Here is a 6,479-nt window from a genome sequence, read left to right on the forward strand (position 1 = left end):
CGGTGCCTTGCGAGCTGGTCGCCTCTGCGATGCTCATCATGACAACCACGTACATCCAGGCAATCGCGACGAGGTACATTTTTGAGGCCGCTCGGCGGCTGGTGTCGAAGCGAAGAGTGTGACCCGAAACTGACCCCAAGGCGACGGCCCGTGCGAGGCCGGCAAGGAGACCTGTGAAGAATCAAGCAGCGGTGGCCCACGACAGCGCCGACGCGTTCGGCGCGACGATCGGTGACGTTTTCAAGTCGATGAGCGGGCTGAGCCTGCCGTTGCCGGCGCTCAGCGCGCTGCAGGCCGACTACATGGCGCAGGCGAGCGCGCTGTGGAACCAGAGCATCGGCGCGGCGGCGCCGCCGAACGGTGCCACCCAGCCCGCCACCAGGCCAGAGCCGCTGGGCGACCGCCGCTTCAGCGCCGCCGCCTGGGCCGACAACCCGATGGCCTCGTTCACCGCGCGGCTGTACCTGCTGAACGCCCGCACGCTGATGGGCCTGGCCGACAGCGTCACGGGAGACGAGAAGACGCGCGAGCGCATCCGCTTCGCGGTGCAGCAGTACGTCGCGGCGGCCTCGCCGAGCAATTACCTGCCGCTCAACCCGGAGGCGCTGCAGCTCGCGCTGAAGACGCAGGGCGAGAGCATCCTGCATGGCGTGCAGCACCTGGTGCAGGATCTGCAGCAGGGCCACGTCTCGCAGACCGACGAAAGCGTGTTCGAGGTCGGCCGCAACGTCGCCACCACCGAGGGCAGCGTGGTGTTCGAGAACGAGCTGTTCCAGCTGCTCGAGTACAAGCCGCTGACGAAGACGGTGTTCGAGCGGCCGCTGCTGATGGTGCCGCCGTGCATCAACAAGTACTACATCCTCGACCTGCAGCCGGAGAACTCGCTGATCCGCCATGCGGTCGCGCAGGGCCACCGGGTGTTCGTCGTCAGCTGGCGCAATGCCGACGCGGGCCTGTCGCACCTCGGCTGGGACGACTACATCGAAGACGCGGCGATCCGCGCGATCGACGTGGTGCAGGAGATCACCGGGGCCGAGACGATCAACACACTGGGCTTCTGCGTCGGCGGCACCATCCTCGCCACGGCGCTCGCGGTGCTGGCCGCGCGCGGCCGCAAGCCCGCTGCCAGCATGACGCTGTTGACGACCTTCCTCGACTTCAGCAACACCGGCGTGCTCGACCTGTTCGTCGACGAGGCGATGGTGCAGCTGCGCGAGATGACGCTCGGCCCGGCCAGCCCGAACGGCGGCGGGCTGTTGAAGGGGCAGGAGCTGGCCTCCACCTTCAGCGCGCTGCGCCCGAACGACCTGCTGTGGAACTACGTCGTCGGCAACTACCTGAAGGGCGAGACGCCGCCGGCGTTCGACCTGCTGTACTGGAACAGCGACAGCACCAACCTGCCGGGGCCGATGTACTGCTGGTACCTGCGCAACACCTACCTCGAGAACAACCTGGTGAAGCCGGGCCGCGTGACGGTGTGCGGCGAGAAGCTCGACCTGTCGCGCGTCGACATGCCGACCTATGTGTACGGCTCGCGCGAGGACCACATCGTGCCCTGGGACGCGGCGTACCGGAACACCCAGGTGCTGAAGAAGGCGAAGACGCGCTTCGTGCTGGGGGCGTCCGGCCACATCGCCGGCGTGATCAACCCGCCGGCCAAGAAGAAGCGCAGCCACTGGATCGGACCGGCCCAGGGGTCGCAGCCGGCCAGCGCCGACGCGTGGCTCGCAGCCGCGCAGGAGCACTCCGGCAGCTGGTGGACCGACTGGGACGCCTGGCTGGCTGGCCACGCCGGCAAGCAGCTGCCGGCCCCGAAAAACCCTGGCAGCCGCAGGCACAAGCCGATCGAGCCGGCGCCCGGGCGCTATGTGAAGCAAAAAGCCTGATGTCGATGACTCCGGCTTGACCCCGCGCCCGCAGCGCACCACATTCCGTTCAACATCCCCGTCAACAGGAGACTCCCATGTCCGACATCGTCATCGTCGCCGCCACCCGTACCGCCGTCGGCAAGTTCGGTGGCGCCCTCGCGAAGACGCCGGCCCCCGAGCTCGGCGCGGCCGTCATCGCCGAGCTGCTGAAGCGCGCCAAGCTCAGTGGCGACCAGGTCAACGAGGTCATCCTCGGCCAGGTGCTCACCGCCGGCTCGGGCCAGAACCCGGCGCGCCAGGCCGTCATCAAGAGCGGCCTGCCGCAGGCGGTGCCGGCGCTGACCATCAACGCGGTCTGCGGCTCCGGCCTGAAGGCGGTGATGCTGGCGGCGCAGGCCATCCGCGACGGCGACTCCGAGATCGTGATCGCCGGCGGCCAGGAGAGCATGAGCCTCGCCCCGCATGTGCTGCCGAACTCGCGCGACGGCCAGCGCATGGGCGACTGGAAGCTGGTCGATTCGATGATCACCGACGGCCTGTGGGATGTGTACAACCAGTACCACATGGGCATCACCGCCGAGAACGTCGCGAAGAAGTTCGGCGTGAGCCGCGAGGCGCAGGACGCGCTGGCGCTGGCCTCGCAGCAGAAGGCGGCCGCCGCGCAGGATGCCGGCCGCTTCAAGGACGAGATCGTGGCCTTCAGCATCGCGCAGAAGAAGGGCGACCCGATCGTGTTCGCCGCCGACGAGTTCATCAACCGCAAGACCAATGCCGAGGCGCTGGCGGRCCTGCGCCCGGCCTTCGACAAGGCCGGTGGCGTGACGGCCGGCAATGCGTCGGGCCTGAACGACGGCGCGGCCGGCGTGGTCGTGATGACCGCGAAGAAGGCCGACCAGCTGGGGCTGACGCCGCTCGCGCGCATCAAGAGCTACGCGACCGTGGCGCTCGATCCGGCCTTCATGGGGATCGGGCCGGTGCCGGCCTCGCAGAAGGCGCTGCAGCGGGCCGGCTGGAAGCCCTCCGACCTCGACCTGCTCGAGATCAACGAAGCCTTCGCGGCGCAGGCCTGCGCGGTGAACAACGAGATGGGCTGGGACACAAGCAAGGTGAACGTCAACGGCGGCGCGATCGCGATCGGGCACCCCATCGGTGCATCCGGCTGCCGCATCCTGGTGACGCTGCTGCACGAGATGCAGCGCCGCAACGCGAAGAAGGGCATCGCGAGCCTGTGCATCGGCGGTGGCATGGGTGTTGCCTTGACGGTCGAGCGTTGAAAGTTAAGCCAGGGTGAGCCCAGGGCGAACCCCGGTTGACGCCGCACCCGGGCGCGACGACGCTCGGGTGTCTGCACACCTTTTTCAGGAGAGAAAAAAATGACTCAGAAGATCGCCTACGTCACCGGAGGCATGGGCGGCATCGGCACCACGATGTGCCAGCGCCTGCACAAGGACGGCTTCACCGTCGTGGCGGGCTGCGGTCCGAGCCGCGATTTCACCAAATGGCTGAACGAGCAGAAGGCGCTGGGCTACACCTTCCATGCGTCGGTCGGCAATGTCGGCGACTGGGATTCCACCGTCTCGGCGTTCCAGAAGACCAAGGCCGAGCTGGGCTCGATCGACGTGCTGGTCAACAACGCCGGCATCACGCGCGACGGCATGTTCCGCAAGATGAGCCGCGCCGACTGGGATGCGGTGATCGAGACCAACCTGACCAGCCTGTTCAATGTCACCAAGCAGGTGATCGACGACATGCTCGAGAAGGGCTGGGGCCGCATCATCAACATCAGCTCGGTCAACGGCGAGAAGGGCCAGTTCGGCCAGACCAACTACTCCGCCGCGAAGGCCGGCATGCACGGCTTCACGATGGCGCTGGCCCAGGAAGTCGCCAACAAGGGCGTGACGGTCAACACCGTGTCGCCGGGCTACATCGCCACCGACATGGTCAAGTCGATCCGCCAGGACGTGCTCGACAAGATCGTCGCCGGCATCCCGGTCAAGCGCCTGGGCACGCCGGACGACATCGCGTCCATCGTGTCGTGGGTCGCGTCGGATGAATCCGGCTTCGCGACCGGTGCCGACTTCTCGGTCAACGGCGGCCTGCACATGGGCTGAGTCCCGGCTTCTCGTACCGCGCCACCGCGACCCCCGCAGCCCCGGTTGCCAGCATGCTGGCACCGGGGCTGTTGTCATGGCAGCTGCACTTTCTTGCACGCGCTTGACCCACTGTGCCTGCGGCCATCGATTTGGCAGATGGCGCTATCGACATTGGATATGCCCCTCTGCGCGAAAGCTCACTAGCATTCGCACCCATTCATCACGCGCCGCCGGATTCACCCATCCGCAGGCAGCGGGGAACCTGGCCCATCGGCCTGCACGATTTCCTCGCAATTGAGACGCAAGCTGTCGCCCCGGTGGTTGTGTCTCGCTCCCCCTTGGTCCCCTTGGTCTGTCAGCGCGCAGAACTCCGCATGCAGCACTTCCAGCCTCCCGCCTCCCTGTTTCCCGAGCCCGTGGACATTCCCCCCGACGGCGAGCGCACCACGCCCCAGCGCACCACGCCCCACCGGCTCGGCCTCCCCGCGCGCTGGCAGAGCGGCTCGYAGGCGGTCATCCAGGCGCTGATCGACAACGGCGTGACGATGTTCTTCCTGTGCAGCGGAGGCGCCTTGATCGCGCCGCTGTGCGAGGCGCTCGGCGCGAGCGCCGGGGTGCGCGTCGTGCGGCTGTCGCAGGAGCGGGCCGCGGTGCACGCGGCCGAGGGCTATGCCAAGGCGACCGGGCAGATGGCCGCCGTGCTGGTGTCGGGCGGCTCCGGTGTCGCCGCGGCCGTGGCCGGGCTGATGAGTGCGATGGCCGATTCGGTGCCGCTGCTGTGCATCGCCGGGCAGGTCGAATCGGCGCTGATCGGCACCGATGCCTTCCGCGAATGCGATGCGCTGGGCATCACCCGCGCCGTGACGAAGTGGAGCCGGCGCATCGACCTGGCGCTGGCGCACGATGCGGCCGCCATCGTCGACCGCGCGGTGCAGGTCGCCCGCGCCGGGCGCTGCGGGCCGGTGCTGCTCGACATGCCGCTCGACGTGCAGCGCACCGAAGTGACGGTGCGGCGCACCGGCGCGTCGGTGGTCGGCGCGGTGCTCACGGGGCAGGGGCCGCTGATGCCGCCGGACCGCCGGCTGGTCCGCGCGGTGGCACAGATCCGTGCGGCGCGCCGGCCGCTGTTGTATGCGGGTGGTGGCGTGATCCGCTCCGGCGCTGCGGCGAGCGCGGCGCTGGCCGAGTTCGCGCAGGTGGCCGACCTGCCATGCGTGCTGACGATGGCGGCACTCGGCGCGCTGCCCTCCAGCGACCGGCACTGCCTGGGCTGCCTGGGCGAGCAGGGCAGCCCGGTGGCGAACCTCGCACTGCGGCACGCCGATGTCGTGGTCTGCATCGGCGCCCGCCTCGACGAACGCTCCTGGCCGCGCAGCGAGCCCCTGCCGGGCACGCTGATCCATGTCGACATCGATCCGACCAGCATCAACAAGGTCTGGCCGTCTGCCACGCCGCTGGTCGGCGATGGAGGCGAGGTGCTGAAGGGGCTGGGCCAGCAGTGGCTGAAGAACCTGGACCTTCACGCCGCGACGGAAGGCGACGGGCCCACCCCGCGGCACGCGTGGTGGCAGGCGATCGAGGGCTGGCGGCGGGACGCCGCGCTTGCCGATGAAGTCAACGGGCCCCGCACGCGCACGCCGATCACCGACCAGGTGCTGCGGGCCCTGCGCGAGCCGCTGGCGGCGCTGGAGGCGGTCGTGACCGTCGACGACGGCCTGGCGCAGGCGGCTGGCGCACGCCACCTGCAGCACCTGCATCCGGGCCGCTGGCTGGTGTCGACCGGTGTCGGCATGCCGGGCTTCGCGTTGCCGGCCGCGATCGGCGTGCTGGCGGCGCACCCACGGCGGCCGGTCGTGTGCCTGAGCGATGCGAATGCGCTGCTGCCGACCCTGCACGAGCTGCAGTCGGTCTACGACCACGGCTGGCCGTTGAAGCTGATCGTGTTTCCGCCGCCGCTGGCCGATCCGCGGCGCAGCGCTGCGGCCTGCGCGGCGTCGCCCTCCGTGATGATCCAGCGGCCCGACATCGCGGCGGTCGCGCGCGCCTTCGGGTGGCGCATCCACCGGCTGAAGTCGGCCGCCGCGATCGATCGCGCGGTGGCCGACTGCCTCGCCAGCGACGAGCCCTACCTGCTGCAGGTCGACCTGTCGCTCGCCGACGCGCTGCGCGTCGAGCCGGTGGACGCTTCGGACACCGCGGATGCCTCGGAGGGCTCGAACAGCGAGCCTTCACTGCAGATCGGGTCGCGGGTGCGGCTCGCGCTGGCGCGCCAGCGCTGAAACGCAACCCAGGAGGACAGGAAAATCGAGTTGAGACAGCTTCGCTATTTCGTGCGCATCGTGGACCTGGGCAGCCTGTCCCGCGCGGCCGGCGTGCTGCACGTGGCGCAATCCGCACTGAGCCACCAGGTGGCCGCACTCGAAGACGAGTTCAAGAGCCTGCTGCTCAACCGCAGCTCGCGTGGGGTGTCGCCGACCGAATGCGGACAGCACCTGTACCGCTACGCGCAGGCCATCCT

5 protein-coding genes are annotated in these 6,479 nt (G+C 69.2%); all 5 read left to right on the forward strand.

What is annotated here, in order from left to right:
- Positions 1-248: 248 nt before the first annotated feature.
- Positions 249-1,886, forward strand: a complete 1,638-nt coding sequence (gene phaC, locus AC1D12_RS21020) for a class I poly(R)-hydroxyalkanoic acid synthase (protein ID WP_477842629.1) — start codon at positions 249-251, stop codon at positions 1,884-1,886.
- A gap of 77 nt (positions 1,887-1,963) precedes the next feature.
- Positions 1,964-3,142 (forward strand): acetyl-CoA C-acetyltransferase, encoded by a 1,179-nt coding sequence (locus AC1D12_RS21025; protein WP_477842625.1) that lies wholly within the window; start codon positions 1,964-1,966, stop codon positions 3,140-3,142.
- 99 nt (positions 3,143-3,241) lie between these two features.
- Positions 3,242-3,979: an acetoacetyl-CoA reductase gene (phbB, locus tag AC1D12_RS21030; protein ID WP_047513558.1), complete on the forward strand. Its 738-nt coding sequence runs from the start codon at positions 3,242-3,244 to the stop codon at positions 3,977-3,979.
- Between the two features lie 398 nt (positions 3,980-4,377).
- Complete coding sequence (locus AC1D12_RS21035) at positions 4,378-6,240, forward strand: thiamine pyrophosphate-binding protein (RefSeq protein ID WP_477842627.1); 1,863 nt, start codon at positions 4,378-4,380, stop codon at positions 6,238-6,240.
- Positions 6,241-6,264: 24 nt separating this feature from the next.
- Positions 6,265-6,479: LysR family transcriptional regulator (locus AC1D12_RS21040; protein ID WP_477842631.1), on the forward strand; the 215-nt coding region annotated here is incomplete at its 3' end.

This window comes from Rhizobacter sp. P1_G5 (genome assembly GCF_056405435.1).

Bases quoted from the DNA above. Each gene is read 5' to 3' on its own strand.
- phaC (WP_477842629.1), top strand. From the start codon at position 249: ATGAGCGGGCTGAGCCTGCCGTTGCCGGCGCTCAGCGCGCTGCAGGCC.
- phbB (WP_047513558.1), top strand. From the start codon at position 3,242: ATGACTCAGAAGATCGCCTACGTCACCGGAGGCATGGGCGGCATCGGC.